Source organism: Sorangium sp. So ce385, from assembly GCF_051474135.1.
Taxonomy (GTDB): Bacteria; Myxococcota_A; Polyangia; order Polyangiales; family Polyangiaceae; genus Sorangium; species Sorangium cellulosum_D.
The window spans coordinates 12,904,424-12,921,106 of sequence record NZ_CP150337.1 but is presented as its reverse complement, the minus strand read 5'-3'; the positions used below and the strand labels follow the sequence as shown (position 1 = coordinate 12,921,106).

The following is a 16,683-nucleotide window of genomic DNA, read 5'->3' as shown; positions in this document are numbered from 1 at the left end:
GGCCACGGCCCACGAGGCCGTGAGCCGGGGCTCTGGCTCGCCGCTCGAGCGGCAGATCGTCCACTACGCTCGCTTCGGGGTGCCGCTCGCGGCGCTCGCGGGCGCCGGCGTCGCGGGGCTCGTCGCGGGGCCGCCCGCGGCGATCCTCGTGCTCGCGGGCGGCGCGCTCGTCGCGGTGATCGCCATCTTCTGGGCGAGCCTCCGCGTGCTGCTCGGGGAGACCCCGCTGAGCGGGGCCGACGCCTACGCGATCGGCGCGCCGCGCGCCGAGGAGGAGCAGAAGCAGGCCGTCCTGCGGGCGCTCAAGGACCTGGAGTTCGAGCGGAGCGTCGGCAAGATCAGCGACGAGGACTACGCCGATCTCGTCGCGAAGTACCGCGCCGAGGCGAAGCGGCTGCTCCGCCTGCTGGACGCCGACGCGCAGCCGCGGCGCGAGCAGGTCGCCGCGCTCGTGGCGAGGCACCTCCGGCGCGCCGGGCTCCAGGACGACGGCGGCGTGGAGGCGCCGGAGCAGGGCGAGGGCGCCGCCTCGGGCGAGGCCGATGGCGCCGCTGCGGGCGAGGCCGAGGGCACCGCCTCGGAGGCGAGGCCGGCGAAGCGGAAGCGCGCCAGGGCCAAGCAGCCGGAGCAGGAGCGCGCCCCGGAGCCGGCGGAGCGCGACGAGGCCGAGGCGACGGCGGAGCGCGACGAGGCCGAGGCGACGGCGGAGCGCGCGGCGGCGCCGGCGCTCGCGTGCGCGGCCTGCGGCGCGCTGAACGACGAGGACGCGGTGTTTTGCAAGAAGTGCGGGACGAAGTGCGCGCCCGGCGCGCCTCTGGCCGAGCAGGCTGCGGCGGAGGAGGCCGCGGCCGGCGTCGACGAGAACGACAGCAGGAGGGCGTCGTGATGCGCTGGTCCAGGTACACCGCGCTGACCGCGATCGCCTCGCTGAGCATGGCCGCGGCGGCGCAGGCGCAGCCCGCGGCCCCGGCGCCGCCCGCGGCGGCCGCCGCGGCCCCCGCGCAGCCGGCTGCCCCGGCGCCGCCCGCGGCCGCCAAGGCGGCTCCCGCGCAGCCCGCGGCGCCGAAGCAGGACGCGAAGACGACGGCGCCGAGCGCGGCGAAGCCGCCGGCCGCGGCCACCGCTGCCGGCAGCGCGGGCCCCGCTGCGGCCTCCACGGCTGCGGCGGACGCGGGCGCGCCCGACGCCGCTGGCGCCCTCCCGCCGGGTCACCCCGAGGTCGGGCAGGAGCTGCCTTCCGGCCACCCTCCCGTGGGCAAGCCGCCCGCGGGAGGCGCGGCCTCCCGGCGCGCCGCCGAGGAGCTGACCGGCCTGTTCGAGGCGCCCGACGACACCGTCCAGGAAGATGCCGGCCTTCCGCCCGGCGTCATCGCGCTCACCGTGCAGGACGCGGACGGGCAGCCCATCCCTCGCGTCGCCGTCGACGTCGACATCCTGCAGAGCTCGGTGACGAAGGGCGACTCGCGCGAGCGCGTGACGCGAGAGACCGACGACGCGGGCACCGTCCGGCTCGAGAGCCTCACGATCGGCGGCGGCACGAGCTACGGCATCTCGGTCACGCGCAACGGCGGGACGTTCTCGCTCCCGCATTTCGGGCTCAGCGCCGAGGCCGGAAAGCGCGCCGTGCTCCACGTCTACGAGGCCACGCCGGACGTGAACGGCCTGCTGGTCGGGTCGCAGGGCATCATCTACCTCCAGCTCCGGCAGGACTCGATCTCGGTCGAGCAGCTGTTCCAGGTCTACAACCTGGGACGCGTCGCCTGGCTCCCCAACGAGACGTTCGCCCTCCCGCCGGACTACAAGGCATTCAACAAGAGCGAGGGCATGGACGAGATGCGCTTCGAGGAGGTGAAGGGCACCGGCGTCGCGCTGCGCGGCACCGTGAGCCCGGGCCGGCACGAGGGGCAGTTCCGCTGGCAGGTCCCGCTCAACCAGGAAGAGCGCCAGACGATCCGCATCGAGCTGCCGCCGCGCATCGCCCAGCTGCGGGTGATGGCCGAGGCGTCGAAGTCCATGACCCTGAACGTCGGCGGCTTCCCGGCGGCGCAGCGCACCCAGAACCGGGACGGCAAGAAGATCCTGATCACCGAGAAGGCGGGCAACCGCGCGGAGGGCGGGCTGAGGACCATCGAGATCACGCTGGGCGGGCTGCCGACGCCCGGCGTGGGCCGCTGGATCGCGCTCGTCCTCGCCGGCGCGGCTGTGGTTGGCGGGGCCGCGCTGAACTTCGTCCGCCGGCGCGAGGGCGATCTCGGGCCCGACGACGAGGAGCGGCGAGAGCTGCTCGAGGCGCGCGACGCGCTGCTCGACGAGTTCGTCGAGCTCGAGCGCGCGCGGAAGCGGGGCGACGTCGGCCCGAAGACGTACGACCGGGTCCGGACGGCGCTCCTCGACGCGCTCGCGCGCATCGTGAGCATGATCGAGTCCATGCCGGCGCGCGGGAAGACCGCCGGCGCGCGGGAGCCGTCCGGCGCGCGGCGGAAGGCGGACGCTGCCGCCTCGCCGCCGCCCTGAGGTGGGCGCAGCGCCGAGCGCCGGACGGAGGCTCGGCTGGAAGGCCGGCCTCTCCGCGGGCGCGGCCCTCCTGATCGTCGGCATCGCGGCGCTCGCTCGCCACCGCGCCGGGCCGCCGGCGCGCTGCGCGCCGGGGATGGTCGCGCTCGGCCCGCGGTGTTGCGGCGAAGGCCAGCGCCTCGACGACGCCGGCCGCTGCGCGGGCGCGCCGAGCCGGTGCGGCGCGGGCCTCTCGGCGGCCCCCGCCGGCTGCGTCGCGCCGGGCGCGACCGTGCGCATCGCCGCCGGGACGCTGCGGCTCGGGCCGAGCGACTGGGAGGCGCAGGGCGTCGTCGAGGCGCGCGAGGTGTTCGTCCCGGCGTTCTCGCTCGACGCGTTCGAGGTCACCGAGCAGCGCTACGCGGCCTGCGTCGCGGCCGGCGCGTGCGCGGCGCTGCCGCTGCGCGGCGAGCCCGGCGTCCCGGTGACGGGCGTCACGCTAGAAGAGTCCGCCCGGTACTGTGCCTTCGCGGGCGGGTCGCTCCCCTCGCGCAACCAGCTGGCCTTCGCCGCGGCGGGCCCGTCGAGCCGGCGGTACCCGTGGGGAGACACCGGCGCGGTCTGCCGTCGCGTCGCCTTCGGCCTGCGCGCGGGCCCGTGCGGGTGGGGCGCGACGGGCCCGGAGCTCGCCGGCTCGCGCCCTGACGGCGCCGCCGTGCACGCGGACGGGCGCGTGTTCGACCTGGCCGGCAATGTCGCCGAGTGGGCGGCGCCCGATCGACCCGGCGACGGGATGTCGGGAACCCACGGCGGATCGTGGACCGACGAGGCGGCCTCGGCGCTGCGCACCTGGAATCGGCGGCTCGTCCCCGTATCGACCCGTTCGCCCGATCTCGGCTTCCGGTGCGCCTATCCGCCGTGATCGCGCGCCGCGCCGCTCACGGCGGCGCGCCGGCGGGGAGGGGGAGGGGAGGGCGAGAGGGGAGGACGAGGGGAGCCTGCGGGAGGCGACAACCGCGCCCAAACGACCGCAAAACCGTCCGGAAACGCGCTCCGTCGGCTCCGGATTGGGTTACAGTCCCCCTTCCCAATGACTGTCGCGCTTCTCTCGATCGGGACCGAGCTCACCCGGGGCGAGATCCTCAACACCAACGCGGCCTGGCTCGCTGCCGAGCTCACCGCAGCGGGCTTCACGGTCAGCGAGTCGATCACCGTCGACGACGACGTGGATCACATCGTCGCCGCCGTCCAGAAGCTCGCGAGCGCGCACCGGCTGGTGATCGCCACCGGCGGCCTGGGCCCGACGACCGACGACCTCACCGCGCTCGCCGCCGCGCGCGCGACGGGCACCGACCTCGTGCGCGACGAGAGCACGCTGCTCGCCATCCGCCGCCGCGTCGAGAGCCGCGGCAAGACGATGAACGCGGGCCACGAGAAGCAGGCCGAGGTCCCCGCCGGGTCGGAGATCCTGCCGAACTCCTCCGGCACCGCGCCCGGCTTCGGGGTCCACCTCGGCGAGTCCACGGTCTTCTTCCTCCCGGGCGTGCCGCGGGAGATGAAGAGCATGTTCACCGAGCAGGTCTTGCCGCGCGTGCGGCCGGCGGCTCCGAACAACACCTTCCAGGTCCGCCTCCGCACCTACGGTCTGCCCGAGTCCACGCTGGGCGAGCTCCTGAAGGGCGTCGAGGAGGCCTATCCCGGCATCACGCTCGGCTACCGCGTCCACTACCCGGAGGTCGACGTGAAGGTCCACGCCCGCGCCGCCACGCAGTCGATGGCGCACGAGCTGGCCCTGAAGGCGACGGCCGACGTCCGCGAGCGGCTCGGCACGGCCGTGTACGGGGAGGGGGGCGACGCCTTCCCGGAGATGGTCGGGCGCTCCGTGCGCGCCCGGGGCTGGCGGCTCGCCGTGTCGGAGTCGTGCACCGGCGGGCTGATCTCTCACCTGCTCACCAGCTACCCGGCGAGCGACTACCTGGTCGGCGCCGCGGTCACCTACGCGAACAGCGCCAAGACGCGGCTGCTCGGCGTCGCGGAGGACACCCTGCGCGGCCACGGCGCGGTGTCGGCCGAGGTCGCCGCCGAGATGGCCCAGGGCGTCCGCCGCCTCTGCGAGGTCGACGTCGCCATCTCGGTCACGGGCATCGCCGGCCCGACGGGCGGCACGGCGACCAAGCCGGTCGGCCTGTGCTACTGGGCCGTCTCGCACCCCGGCGGCCTCGTCGTGCGCGACCGCGTGTTCTCGGGGGATCGCGAGGAGGTCCAGCTCGGCGCCGCCTACGCCGTCCTGGACCTCCTCCGCCGCATCGCCGGCAACCTCCCCGAGCGCTGACGCGGGCGCGGGCTGACGAGCGTCAGTTCGGCGCGGCGCGCGTGAACGTGAGCGCGCCGTCCCCGCGGTCGATCCGCACCGTGTCGCCCTGCTTGAACTCCCCGCCGAGGATCCGCTTCGCGAGCTCGTCCTCGATGCTCCGCTGGATGGCGCGCTTCAGCGGCCTCGCGCCGTACTGCGGGTCCCACCCCTGCTCGATGAGGTAGCCCTTCGCGTCGGACGAGATCGTGAACAGGAGCCCGCGTCGATCCAGGCGCTTTCGCAGCAGGTCGAGCTGGATGTCCACGATCTTCTCCATCTGCTCGCGCGCCAGCCGCCGGAACACGATGAGGTCGTCCAGGCGATTCAGGAACTCCGGGCGGAAGTGCTTCCGCACCTCCTCGACGACGGCCCTCCGCACGAGCTCGGCCTTCTCGTCGGCCGGCAGGTTCGCCCGCTCCTCGATCGCCGCGGCCGCGGGCGTCCCGAGGTTGGATGTCAGGATGATGATCGTGTTCTTGAAATCGACCGTGTGCCCCTGTCCATCGGTCAGGCGCCCATCGTCGAGCACCTGGAGGAGCGTGTTCCAGATGTCCGGGTGCGCCTTCTCGATCTCGTCGAACAGCACCACGCTGTACGGCCGCCGCCGCACCGGCTCCGTGAGCTGGCCGCCCTCCTCGTAGCCGACGTACCCGGGCGGCGCGCCGATCAGGCGAGCCACCGCGTGCCGCTCCCCGTACTCGCTCATGTCGAGCCGCACCATGGCCCGCTCGTCGTCGAAGAGGATCTCGGCGAGCGCGCGCGCGAGCTCCGTCTTGCCGACGCCGGTCGGCCCGAGGAACAGGAACGACCCGATCGGCCGCCGCTCGTCGCCGAGGCCGGCCCTCGAGCGCCGGATCGCGTTCGACACCGCGCGGAGCGCGTCCTCTTGCCCGACGACGCGCCGCCGCAGCTCCTCCTCGAGGCGCAGGAGCTTCTGCATCTCGCTCTCGAGCATCTTGGACACCGGGATACCGGTCCACTTCGAGACGACCGCGGCGATGTCCTCGTCGGTGACCTCCTCCTTCAGGTAGCTTTGCTTCGACTGCACCTGGGAGAGGGTCGTGCGGATCGACTCGAGCTTCTTCTCGATCTCCGGGATCTTGCCGTAATGGATCTCCGCGGCGCGCCCGAGGTCGCCGGCGCGCTTCAGGCGCTCCTCCTCGAGCCTGAGCTCCTCGATCTGCGGCTTGATCTGGCGCAGCTCGGAGATGAGCTCCTTCTCCCGCATCCACTGCGCCCGCATCGCGTCGCGGTGCCCCTGGAGCTCGGCGATCTCGCGCCGCACCTCGTCGAGGCGCGCCTTGCTCGCCTTGTCGCTCTCGCGCTTGAGCGCCTGCTCCTCCATCTGCAGCTTGAGCAGATCGCGCTCCACCTGGTCGATCGGCGTGGGCAGGCTGTCGATCTCCATGCGGATCTTCGACGCCGCCTCGTCGATGAGGTCGATCGCCTTGTCGGGCAGGAACCGCTCGGTGATGTACCGGTTCGACAGCACCGCGGCGCCCACGAGCGCGGCGTCCTGGATGCGGATGCCGTGGTGGACCTCGTACTTCTCCTTCAGGCCGCGGAGGATGGCGATCGTGTCCTCGACGCTGGGCTGCGCGACGAGCACCTGCTGGAAGCGCCGCTCCAGCGCCGCGTCCTTCTCGATCCGCTTCCGGTACTCGTCGAGGGTGGTCGCGCCGATGCACCGGAGCTCGCCGCGCGCGAGCGCGGGCTTCAGCATGTTGGCCGCGTCCATGGCGCCCTCGGCCGCGCCGGCGCCGACCAGCGTGTGCAGCTCGTCGATGAACAGGATGATGCGCCCGTTCGAGCCCTCGATCTCCTTGAGCACCGCCTTGAGCCGGTCCTCGAACTCGCCGCGGAACTTCGAGCCTGCGACCATGGCGGCGAGGTCGAGCGCGGCGATGGTCTTGTCCTTGAGCGACTCGGGCACGTCGCCCGCGACGATGCGGTGCGCGATGCCCTCGACGATGGCCGTCTTGCCGACGCCGGGCTCGCCGATGAGCACCGGGTTGTTCTTGGTGCGCCGCGAGAGCACCTGGATCACGCGCCGGATCTCCTCGTCTCGACCGATCACCGGATCGATCTTGCCCTGTCGGGCGAGCTTCGTGAGATCGCGGGTGTACTTCTCGAGCGCCTGGAACTTCCCCTCGGGGTCCCGGTCCGTCACGCGCTGATTGCCGCGCACGGCCGCGAGCGACGCGAGGAGCTTGTCGTACGACAGGCCCGCTCGCTCGAAGATCGACTGGATCTCCTTGTCGGTCTTCGTCCCTGCGAGCAGGACGTGCTCTGTCGAGATGTACTCGTCCTTGAGCGCCTTCGCCTCGTCTTCGGCCTTCTGCAGGACCGCGAGCGCGCGCCTCGACAGGTTCGGCTCGGCGCCGCCGCTCACGCGAGGGTAGGAGTCGATCTTCGCGTCGAGCAGGCGCAAGAGCCCCGCGGGATCCGCGCCTGCCTTCTGCACCAGCGGAGCGCCGAGGCCGCCGTCCTGGCCGACGATCGCCCGCACGATGTGCTCGGGATAGAGTTCGGGATTTCCCCGGCGGCTGCCGAAATCGACAGCCTCTCGTATGGCCTCCTGGGCCTTCGTCGTCATTCGCTCGATTCTCATGGCACCTCGAAGCTAAGGCGTGTGCCATCGCTAGCAAGGGGCCGGCCAAGCAAGCGTCTTGCCAGAGATACCGAGCGAACGCGGCCGTCGATTGATGCAGGTCAGCGCCGTGTCAACCCCCCACCGCGCGTGGAGGGGGGCGCGGGCTCCGTCCGCCGCGCGCCCCGGACGCAGTCTCAGATGTCGAGGTTCTTCACGTTGAGCGCGTTCTGCTCGATGAAGTTGCGCCGCGGCTCGACCTGGTCGCCCATGAGGATCGTGAAGAGCTCGTCGGTCTTCACCGCGTCGTCGATGCGGACCTGGAGGAGGGTCCGCGCGTCCGGGTTCATCGTCGTTTCCCAGAGCTCGTCGGCGTTCATCTCGCCGAGACCCTTGTAACGGCTGATCGCGATACCCTTCTTGCCCCGCTCTTCGATGTAGTCGACGAGCGCCTCGCCGTTCTCGATGGTCTCCTCGCCGCTCGAGGCGCGGGCGCGGTACGGCGGCGCGCCGATGGATCGCAGGTCCTGCTCGATCGACCAGGCCTCCTGGTACTCCGGCGAGCCCACCAGGTCCCAGTCGATGACGCTCCTTCGCGCGCTCGCGCCCGGGCGCGGCACGACCTCGATCCGGCTCGTCCCGTGCTCGGTGTCCCGGGGCGTCGACAGCGTGAGCGGGAACAGGTCCGGGTAGCGCTGCTTCAGGTAGGCCCGGAGCTCGTCGGCGGCCGCGGCGACCTTCTTGGTCTCCCGCAGGTCGTCGCGCCCGAGCCCGCTCGACCGCAGCACCGCCGCCACGATCCGCGCGTCACAGCGCTTGTCGATGTTCGACAGCACGGCGCGGAACCGCTTCAGCCGCTGCGCGAGGCGGTAGAGCGGCTGCCCCGCGATGCCCGTCTGCGCGCCGCTCGCGACGATCTCGAGCCCGTCCACGGCGTTGCCCACGAGGAACTCGTCGAGCGCGGCCTGGTCCTTCAGGTAGAGGTCGCGCTTGCCCTTGCGCACGCGGTAGAGCGGCGGCTGCGCGATGAACAGATACCCCTTCTCCATGATCTCGGGCATCTGCCGGAAGAAGAAGGTCAAGAGCAGCGTGCGGATGTGGGAGCCGTCGACGTCGGCGTCCGTCATCAGGATGATCTTGTGGTAGCGGAGCTTGTCGATCTCGAAGCCGCCGGCGTCGTTGATCCCGCAGCCGAGGGCGGTGATCAGCGTGCCGACCTCGGCGGAGCTCAGCATCCGGTCGAGCCGCGCGCGCTCGACGTTCAGGATCTTGCCCTTGAGCGGGAGGATCGCCTGGAAGTGCCGGTCGCGCCCCATCTTGGCGCTGCCGCCGGCGCTCTCGCCCTCGACGATGTAGATCTCGCTCTTCTCCGGGTCCTTGGACTGGCAGTCGGCGAGCTTGCCGGAGAGCGACGTCACGTCGAGCGAGCCCTTGCGGATCACCTCGCGGGCCTTGCGGGCCGCCTCGCGCGCCTTGGCCGCGACGACCGCCTTCTCGATGATCTTCTTCGCGCTCTGCGGGTTCTCCTCGAAATACTGCGCGAGCTTGTCGCTGACGACCGCCTCGACGATGCCCTTGACCTCGCTGGAGACGAGCTTGGATTTCGTCTGCGAGTCGAACGACGGGTCCGGGTGCTTGATGCTGAGCACGCACGTCAGGCCCTCGCGCGCGTCCTCGCCCTGCAGGCCCTGCTTCAGCTCCTTGAAGAGGTTGTGCGCGCTCCCGTAGTTGTTGATCGTCTTCGTGAGCGCGGCGCGGAGCCCGGTGAGGTGCGTGCCGCCGTCCTTGTTGTGGACGTTGTTCGTGTAACAGAAGATCGCCTCCGTGTAGGAGCCGTTCCACTGCAGCGCGACCTCCACGCCGACCGGCGGCGGCGCCGAGCTACCGCGGCCGTTCCCGGCCTCGCCCGCCGCGCCGATCTCGTGCTGCGACACGAAGCTGATCACCTCGTCGTGAATCGGCTCCTTGGTCTTGTTGAGGAGCGCCACGAACTCCGAGATGCCCCCCTTGTACTCGTAGACTTCGGCCCTCCCGTCGGGGCGCTGGTCATCGAGGTGGATGATGAGCCCGGCGTTCAGGAACGCGAGCTCGCGCAGGCGGCTCGCCAGGATGTCGAAGCTGAAATCGACCGAGCTGAAGATGATCGGGTCGGGCTTGAAGGTGATCTTCGTCCCCGTCTTGTCCGTCACGCCGATCCCCTTGAGCGGCGCCCTCGGCACGCCCCGGGCGTACTCCTGGAACCAGAGCTTCCCTTCGCGCTTGATCTCGAGCTTGAGCCACTCGGAGACGGCGTTCACGGCGCTCACGCCGACGCCGTGCAGGCCCGCGGAGACCTTGTAGCTGGAGTTGTCGAACTTTCCGCCGGCGTGGAGGACGGTCATGACGACCTCGGCGGCGCTCACGCCCTTCGCGTGCATCCCGACCGGGATCCCGCGGCCGTTGTCCTCGATCGACACCGAGCCGTCGAAGTGGACGGTGACCCTGATCTCCGTGCAGGCGCCGGCGAGGTGCTCGTCGACGGCGTTGTCCACGGCCTCCCAGACCAGGTGGTGCAGCCCCGATCCGTCGTGCACATCGCCGATGTACATGCCGGGGCGCTTTCGCACCGCTTCGAGGCCTTCGAGCGCCGTGATGCTGTGGGCGTCGTACGACGCCTTGGTGAGGTCGGTCGGCTGGCTCAGGGTGGGTTCCGTCATCTCGGTCCTGGTGGGCGCGCCCGCCGCCTCTCACCGGGGGGCGCAGAGCGGCGGAGACCGCTCGGATTGCCGGAGTTCTTGCAGTGGAGGGGCCGGCGCGATGGCAGCTCGTCTGGTGGGATCCGGGCGCCGCAGCCGCGGCGCCGGAGCGATTCCGAGGGCACGAGCGATCATGCGCGGACCGCTCGCCGATGCCCCGTAAAGACTGCGGAAATGTAGCCGAAATCAGCCGCTCGGGCAAGCGTTTCGCCGAGTCCGGAAGCCTCGTAACACCGTATTTTCAGCGCCTGGCGCGGGCGCGTCCGGAGCATCCCAACTCGTGGCCTGCGGGGCGGGATCAACGCGTCTCGGGGCGGCCGCGGCGGGCCTGGCCGCGCGCCGCCGCCCCGCGTCCGCCCCCGCCGCGCACGTCAGCTGAGCGCGCCGCCGCCCCGCGTCCGCCCCCGCCGCGCACGTCAGCTGAGCGCGCCGCCGCCCCGCGTCCGCCCCCGCCGCGCACGTCAGCTGAGCGCGCCGCCTTCGACGTGAAAATCGCGCCGCTCCGACGCGGGTACGCCCGGCGTGACGATGAGATCGCGCCGCGTGGTCGTCAGGAACACCTGTCCGCGCGCCATTCCGAGGAACGTGAACAGCGCGGCCGTCCGATCGGGGTCGAGCTCGCTCGACACGTCGTCGAGCAAGAGAATGGGCTCTACACCTCGGACGGACGCAATGGCAGCGGTCTCCGCCGCCTTGAGCGAGAGGGTGAGGGCCCGGTGTTGCCCCTGGGAGGCGACCACGCGGGCGGGGTGGCCGTCGAGCTCGAGCACCAGGTCGTCCCGGTGGGGGCCGAAGCCTGCGCTCGGCCGGTGGGCGTCGCGCCGGCGGTGCTCGCGCAGCGTCTCGCGCGCCTGGGCGGCGTCGCTGGCGCCGCCCGGCGCGTAGCGCGCGGCGAGGGTCAGGTCGGGCGCGGCGATGCGGGCGAAGGCGTGCGCGAGCTCCGGCGCGAGCGCCTCGACGGCGGCCGCGCGGGCGCGGGTCAGCGCCGCGCCGTGGAGGGCGCAGAGCTCCTCGAACGCGTCGAGCTCGGCGCCCGCCTGCGCCGGCGCGCCCCCGCCGCGGTGGAGCAGCTCGTGCCGCGCGCGGAGCGCCTGCGCGTACCGGGCGCGGTGGTCGGCGCTCTGCGGATCCATGAAGAGCGCCAGCCGATCCAGCAGCGTGCGCCGCGCGCTCGCGGGCCCGGTCGACAGCGCGAGCTCCTCGGTGTGGAACGCGACGACCGGCGAGCGCGTCGCGAAGCTCGACAGGCTCGGGGGCCGGTTGCCGTCGATGCGCACCACGCACCGCTTCTGCTCCACGGCGGCGGTCTGCTCGCGCGCGAGGGGCGGCAGCGCGTCCCTGCGCTCGACGAAGCGCGCGCGCGCGCTCGCGACGTCGGCGCCGTGGCGCACGAGCTCCGCCGCGCGGTGGGTGCGGAAGCTCCTCGACGTGGCCACGAAGTAGATCGCCTCGAGGAGGCTCGTCTTGCCTTGACCGTTGTTGCCGGCGATGACGTTGAGGCGCGGCGCCGGCTCGACGTCGATGCGGCCGAGGTTCCGGAACTCGCGCACGTGGAGCCGCTCGAGCAGGAGGCTCGGGAGGCGTTCCTGTCGCTCGTCGTCGGGCGCGCTCAAATCCGCATCGGCATGATGACGGCGACGTAGCTCTGCTGGTTCGACTCGCTGCCGGGCCGGAGCACGGCGGGGTCGAGCTCCCCGGAGATGCCGAGGATGACCTCCTCGTCGTCGATGGAGCCGAGCACGTCGAGGAAGTACTTGGCGTTGAAGCCGATCGTGACCTCGGGTCCGCTGTAGTCGACGGCCACCTCGTCGAAGCCGGCGCCGGTGTCCGGGCTCTCGCTGGTGATCCGGAGGGTCCCCGGCGCGATCGACAGCTTGACGCCGCCGGTGCGGTCGTTGGCGGCGAGCGCGATGGCGCGGAGGGCCTCGGCGAACTGGACGCGGGGCGCGCGGACCGAGCGCTCGGTGACGGACGGGATGACCTGCTGGTAGGGGGGGAACTGCGCGTCGACGAGCTTCACCGAGAACTGCATCCCGGCGATGTTGAAGAAGGCGTTCGGCCCGCTCTGGGTGATGGCGACCATGGGGGTCTCCTTCTCGGCGCGCGCCTCCTCGGCGAGGCGGCGGAGCTCGGTGATCGCCTTGAGGGGGATGAGCATGGTGGCGGTGGCGGAGCTGCCGGAGACGGTCGCCTCCATCTTGGACAGGCGATGGCCGTCGGTGGTGACCATCCGGACGCGATCGCCGGCCCACTCGAACAGGGCGCTGTTGACGTGGGCGCGCGTCTCGTCGGTGGAGATCGAGAAGTGCGTCCTGGCGATCAGGAGCGCGAGCTGCTCGACGGGGAGCTCCAGCGAGGGCGCGTCGCGCGACGGCGCGGGCAGCTGCGGGAACTCCGAGCCGGGGAGGCCGGGGAGGGTGTAGCGCCGGGGCGATCCCACGGCCTTGAGCGACGTGTGCGCGCCCTCGGTGGTGGTGATCTGGATCGGGCCATCGGGCATGGCCTTCACGCGCTCGAGCAGGTCCCTGGCGGGGACCGCGACGGTGCCGCCGGTCTTGATGTCCGCGTGGGTCTGGCCGGTGACCCCGAGGTACAGGTCGGTCGCGGCGACGCGGACGGCGTTGCCCTCGGCGGCGAGCAGGACGTTGGCGAGCGCTGGCATGGCGCTCTTCTTGTCCGCCACGCCTTGGCAGCGCGCGACGAGGCGAAGCAGATCTTTCTTGGGGATCACAAGGTCCATAGCCGACTCCGGAGCCGCTCCCTTTAGCAGGGTTATTGCCCGGGCGTGGGCGGGAAATGAGCGCTCCGGTGACCTTGCGGGACGCCTCTTCTTTCCATGAAATAGATAGATAAAGACATCGTCTTCGTCGTAGGCGCTGTGGAGGGCGGGGATAACTCAGATTGCTGAATGAATTCGAGCAGTTGGAAGCGGGCGCCCTGGGGTAAATGGACCGTGCTCAGGGGTAGGAGGACGGGGGAGAGCTGGCGGGCGGCGAGTCTCCCCCGTTTTGCCCCCAGGGTTGCCGAAGGGGTTATCCCCAAGATCCACCAGGGGGCGTGCGGGAATGTAGAACCGAGCGCGGCCGGTCACGCTCTGACCTGATGCGCTGTGCAGTTCCGAGCAGCACCTGGATGGAGTATTTCAAAATGTACGGACTTGAGTTCGGTGCGGTGCATCCACTGCGGTAGCCACCACGACGTTGCGGCGATCGTGTGCCCGTCGACCGGTCTCGTCATGGCATCGAGCGAGGCTTCCTCGTCTTCACGTGGGGGCCGGCGCGCCGCGGCGGCTCCGCTGCAGCCCGTCCCCCGACCTGCTGCACCGCAGCTGTCGCGGGGAGCGCCGCCGTCGCCGAGATCAGCGCCGCTGTCGCCGAGATCAGCGCCGCCGCCGCCGAGATCGGCGCCGCCGTCCCCGAGGGGCTCGCCTGGCGTGGGACCGATCTCGTCGCCGCGCAGCGCGCCGCCGCCGCGTCCGGAGGCGCGTTCCGCGGCGTCGCGCGCGCCGTTGTCCAGCCGCGGAGACGCGCGGATCGAAGCGTGGCCGAGGAGCGACGCGGCGGGCGCGTCGTTGGGGCGTTCGCTGCTCGGGCATGTGATCGGCGACAAGTACGGGGTCACCGCGATCATCGGGGAAGGGGGCATGGGCGCTGTGTACGAGGCCGAGCACCTCCAGATCGGTCGGCTGGTCGCTGTCAAGGTGATGCACCCGCGGGAGACGCAGCAGCGCGAGGCGATCTCGAGGCTGGAGCACGAGGCGCGGGTCGCGGGGCGGATCGGTCATCCGAACATCTGCGAGGTCTACGACATGGGGTGGCTCCCTGACGGCAGCCCCTACCTTGTGATGGAGCGCCTCCACGGTGAGACGCTGGCGCAGCGGATCGAGCGCTGTGGGGTCGTGCCGCCGAGCGAGCTCGTGGACATCATGCTGCAGGTCCTCTCGGCGCTGGTGACCGCGCACGAGCGGGGGATCGTCCACCGCGACCTCAAGCCGGAGAACATCTTCTTGTCGGAGCGCGCCGGCATGTTGCCGGTGGCCAAGCTGCTCGATTTCGGGATCTCCCAGGCGTCCGACCTGGATGGGGCGATGGATCTGACCCGCACCGGCATGGTGATGGGCACGCCGTACTACATGGCGCCCGAGCAGGCTCGGGGCGACGTCGAGCTTGACCACCGACTCGATCTGTGGGCTGTCGGCGTGATCTTGTACGAGGCGCTGACCGGCCAGCGTCCATTCGTCGCGCGCAACTACAACGCGCTGCTCGTTCAGATTTTGACGCTCTGGCATCGCCCGGTCACGGAGCTCGATCCCACGATTCCGCCTGGGCTCTCGCGCCTCGTGGATCGCGCCCTGGCGAAGGAGCGCGACGAGCGCTTCCAGAGCGCTCGGGAGTTCCAGGAGGCGCTGCGGCGGTTCAAGAACCAGGTACCGGTGTCGCAGAAGCGCCGGGTGGATCGCGTCGCGGTGCAGAGCCTCATCGAGGATCGGAACGACGACGGGACGATGATGTTCGCGCGGCTGGGAGGCGAGCAGGACGCCGGCGAGCCCGGTCGGGTCGTGGTCGCGGGCGGCCGTTCAGCGCCCGAGGTGGCGAGGAAAGTCCCTCGGATCGCTGACGGCAGTAAGGGGCTCCCGCTGCGTCACAGCGCGTGGTCGGCGCGGGCGCCGGCGGCGTCGAGCGACGGTGGGGCGACCCGCAGGCGGAGCGAGCCGGTCGCCGAGGTGGTGGACGGGTCGTCTCGGGAGGACGAGACGGAGGATCGGCCGACGATCCCTTCCTTGAGCCCGCTCGGGCGGGGGACGGAGCTCTCGGACTCGGACGACAATGAGGCGACGGTGGTTGATCCGCCTGCGTTCCCGGAGGACATGACGAAGGTCGTCCACGGTGAGGGTCGCGCGCGAGGCGGCGACCAGAGCTGACGCGGGTGTGAACGCAGGAGCGAGGTGAGCGCAGTGGATGCGATCGAGCGCGTGGTGGCGCGTGGCGTCGTGAAGACGTACGGAACGACGGCGGCGCTGCGGGGTGTGAGCGCGACCATCGAATCGGGCCGGTTGACGCTCATCGAAGGGGCGAACGGATCGGGCAAGTCGACGCTGCTCGGGATCCTGGGCACCGTGATTCGCCCGACGTCGGGCGACGTCAGCTATGAGCCGCTCGGGGACGACACCGGGCTGGTTCGAGGTACCATCGGCTGGCTGTCTCACGAGTCGCTGGCGTACCCGGACCTCTCCGGTCGGCAGAACGTCGAGCTGGCGGCCAGCTTCCACGGGCTCGACGCGCAGGAAGCGTGGCGCCGAGCGGAGGAGCGCTTCGAGCTCGGGAGCTTCGCGTTGCGCCCGCTGCGCACGTGCTCGCGCGGCCAGCGGCAGCGCATCGCGCTCGCGCGAGCGCTGGTGCACCAGCCCTCCCTCGTGTTGCTGGACGAGCCCACGACCGGCCTGGACCGGTCCGGCGTCGCGCGGCTGCTCACGGTGGTGGAAGCCGAGGTGGCGCGGGGAGCCGCCGTGGTGGTGGTCTCGCATGAGCCGGAGGTCTTCCGGCATCGTGCTGCCGCGCGTGTCGTGCTGGATCGCGGTCGCGTTGTCGCCGACGCGACCTGAGCCACCTCGGAAGCAGGCCCGGGCAGTTTCACGTGAAACAGAGCTGCCGGTCTCGTCGGCTGGACTGCGGCGCAACTTCCTTCAAGTGCTGCCAGGCGAGGTGGAGAGCCCAGCAGAGGAGGGGCGTCAGAGTCGCGTGGGCGGCCCTGAGCGACGCGCACAGCAAACGCCAGCGACGCGACGGGCCCGGCGCGTCGCGCAATCAGAGCGAGGGAGGGCGCGGTCAGACGTGGAGCGCTCGTCGCGGTGGAGGGCGCGAAAGCACCGGCCGACGGCCGGCAGATCGGCTCGTCGAGGACGCGATTCTTCGCGGCCGTGGAGAGCACGGGGTGCACCGCTCGGCATCGCCAGGTGCTGCGACGCGCCTTCTCTGCCGCTGAAATGGTGACAGGGAGCGAAGCCGACGAGCGAAGCGACTCGTCTTCGGTTGAGGCTGTCAGCTGCGCGAGCAAGAGCCACAGGCATCCTAAGAGCGACGTGACCCGACCGCCCTCGACCGGAGCAGTCCGTCCGAGTCCCGCGTCAGCCCGTGGCCGAGCTGCGTGAGCTCGGAACGGGTCGGCGTCAGCGTGGAGCATGAACATCGTCGCGCCGAGGCCGTCGGGTTGTCGACTCACGACTGGGCGCGACGTTGCGGTCGTGGCGTGTTCGGCATGCAGGTCGCCACCTTGGTCTCCGACGAGCGGAGTCGCGTAGTCCGCGCGCGCTTGAAGATCCCAGCACCACGATCGGGTCGCCTGGCGCTCCCAGGCGGACAGACGTACTCGGCGTTGAATCGCGCAAGCAGCAGCGGAGCACGCCGCATCGCCGAGTCGGCCGCTGAGCGCATCGCGCGGCTTGCGGACGAGATGCCGTGCTGCGCATCCTCGCTGGCAGCGAAACGGTCTTCGCCGACACGTTCGTTCTCCTA

11 protein-coding genes are annotated in these 16,683 nt (G+C 71.5%); 6 read left to right on the top strand and 5 right to left on the bottom strand.

The window, feature by feature from the left end; all coding sequences use genetic code 11:
* The first annotated feature begins 19 nt into the window (after positions 1 to 19).
* The 4 genes from WME83_RS47335 to WME83_RS47320 all read left to right on the top strand — a co-directional run bounded on the left by WME83_RS47335 (position 20) and on the right by WME83_RS47320 (position 4,825).
* Complete coding sequence (locus WME83_RS47335; protein WP_437316291.1) at positions 20 to 886, top strand: hypothetical protein; 867 nt, start codon at positions 20 to 22, stop codon at positions 884 to 886.
* Positions 886 to 2,514: a carboxypeptidase-like regulatory domain-containing protein gene (locus WME83_RS47330; RefSeq protein ID WP_437316290.1), complete on the top strand. Its 1,629-nt coding sequence runs from the start codon at positions 886 to 888 to the stop codon at positions 2,512 to 2,514. Before WME83_RS47335 ends, WME83_RS47330 begins: the two co-directional genes overlap by 1 nt.
* Position 2,515: 1 nt before the next feature.
* On the top strand, positions 2,516 to 3,415 hold the full coding sequence (locus WME83_RS47325) for a formylglycine-generating enzyme family protein (protein ID WP_437316289.1): 900 nt from the start codon (positions 2,516 to 2,518) through the stop codon (positions 3,413 to 3,415).
* A gap of 168 nt (positions 3,416 to 3,583) precedes the next feature.
* A complete protein-coding gene (locus WME83_RS47320; protein WP_437316288.1) occupies positions 3,584 to 4,825 on the top strand; it encodes a CinA family nicotinamide mononucleotide deamidase-related protein in 1,242 nt (413 codons plus the stop codon).
* Positions 4,826 to 4,847: 22 nt separating this feature from the next.
* On the opposite strand, the gene clpB is transcribed toward WME83_RS47320, so the two are convergent.
* The 5 genes from clpB to WME83_RS47295 all read right to left on the bottom strand — a co-directional run bounded on the left by clpB (position 4,848) and on the right by WME83_RS47295 (position 13,801).
* On the bottom strand, positions 4,848 to 7,457 hold the full coding sequence (gene clpB / locus WME83_RS47315; RefSeq protein ID WP_437316287.1) for an ATP-dependent chaperone ClpB: 2,610 nt from the start codon (positions 7,455 to 7,457) through the stop codon (positions 4,848 to 4,850).
* A gap of 176 nt (positions 7,458 to 7,633) precedes the next feature.
* A complete protein-coding gene (gyrB, locus tag WME83_RS47310; RefSeq protein ID WP_437316286.1) occupies positions 7,634 to 10,132 on the bottom strand; it encodes a DNA topoisomerase (ATP-hydrolyzing) subunit B in 2,499 nt (832 codons plus the stop codon).
* A 500-nt stretch (positions 10,133 to 10,632) separates the two neighbouring features.
* A complete protein-coding gene (recF, locus tag WME83_RS47305) occupies positions 10,633 to 11,784 on the bottom strand; it encodes a DNA replication/repair protein RecF (RefSeq protein WP_437316285.1) in 1,152 nt (383 codons plus the stop codon).
* Complete coding sequence (gene dnaN / locus WME83_RS47300) at positions 11,781 to 12,911, bottom strand: DNA polymerase III subunit beta (protein WP_437316284.1); 1,131 nt, start codon at positions 12,909 to 12,911, stop codon at positions 11,781 to 11,783. Before dnaN ends, recF begins: the two co-directional genes overlap by 4 nt.
* Positions 12,912 to 13,258: 347 nt before the next feature.
* Positions 13,259 to 13,801 (bottom strand): hypothetical protein, encoded by a 543-nt coding sequence (locus WME83_RS47295; protein ID WP_437316283.1) that lies wholly within the window; start codon positions 13,799 to 13,801, stop codon positions 13,259 to 13,261.
* A gap of 13 nt (positions 13,802 to 13,814) precedes the next feature.
* Here WME83_RS47295 and WME83_RS47290 point away from each other — a divergent pair, with 13 nt between their 5' ends.
* Positions 13,815 to 15,092, top strand: a complete 1,278-nt coding sequence (locus tag WME83_RS47290; protein ID WP_437316282.1) for a serine/threonine-protein kinase — start codon at positions 13,815 to 13,817, stop codon at positions 15,090 to 15,092.
* Positions 15,093 to 15,125: 33 nt separating this feature from the next.
* Positions 15,126 to 15,773 (top strand): ATP-binding cassette domain-containing protein, encoded by a 648-nt coding sequence (locus WME83_RS47285; RefSeq protein ID WP_437316281.1) that lies wholly within the window; start codon positions 15,126 to 15,128, stop codon positions 15,771 to 15,773.
* Positions 15,774 to 16,683 lie beyond the last annotated feature (910 nt).